Here is a 1059-nt window from a genome sequence, read left to right on the forward strand (position 1 = left end):
TCTCTTCAGTCAGAACCTTTTTTAAAGTAGCGATTTTAAATATTTATCAAATACCATGCTCAAATGAAACTTTTTACGTCTTAAACTCATCTTCTTTCCAACATTTAGGTTCTTCAAAATACTTAAACAGAATTTATCAATAATATTTAAATTAAAGGCTAGTTGTTTATTTAAAGTTTTATTGGCATCTTCGCGGAAAACTACATCCAGTAACCAGTGCATACTTTCAATTTTCCAATGTCCTCGTACATAGCTAGCCAGTTCGTCAGCTAAAACCTTTGTACTCAGAATGAAGTAGCGTTCGACTTGTGTCACTTGACCATCTTTATCAGTGATGCAAGTAGCTTTTCCTAAACACTGAATATGGGGCCATTCTGGATGATCCTTACGAAACCATGAGGTATCATGGACAACCTCATACTTACGTGTCTCAATTTGACCATGGGCTTTTTCAATTGTCTCGTAATAATCTACTACGGATTCCTGATCATAGGTGAAACAATCAACAATATCCTCCAATAGTCCTTTTTGGTTTTCTTTAACAGATAGACAGAAATCTCCACCTTGTTTGATAATCTTTTTAGCGATTTCTTTCTGCGTGCCTATGGCATCAATGGTAATCATACAGTTTTTAAGTGAGAGCTGATCTAGTAAGTCAGGGATAGCTGTAATTTCATTCGATTTTTCTTTAGTGGCAACCTGCCCAAAACAAATTCCAGACTCTGTTGCATAAGCACTCACTATATGGAGAGGGTTTTGTTTAGCACTAGCATTCCCACGTATAGTCTTGCCATCAATGGCGATTAATCGTTTAGAAAAAGTTGAAAAATTCCCTTCATCCAATTGAGATTCTTCCAATATATTTGCCCATATTTTAGTCATATTGACTAAAATATCTGGGTTTAGAGTCGCAAAGACACGCTGCATTGTATCATGTGATGGAATACCGTTTTCTAAGGTTAAAATAGAACGTAAATTATATTCATAGCACTTACCAAAATCTTCAATATCTTCCCAATACTCAGCCCCAGACAGACGAGCGAAAAAAATAAGAAGAAC

Annotated in this window: 1 protein-coding gene; it reads right to left on the minus strand. The window is 35.6% G+C overall.

The features are described from left to right. Nucleotides 1-21: 21 nt before the first annotated feature. On the minus strand, nucleotides 22-1059 hold a 1038-nt coding region (locus E5983_RS09200; protein WP_160333505.1), incomplete at its 5' end, for an ISAs1 family transposase.

Source organism: Streptococcus danieliae, from assembly GCF_009767945.1.
Classification (GTDB): Bacteria; Bacillota; Bacilli; order Lactobacillales; family Streptococcaceae; genus Streptococcus; species Streptococcus danieliae.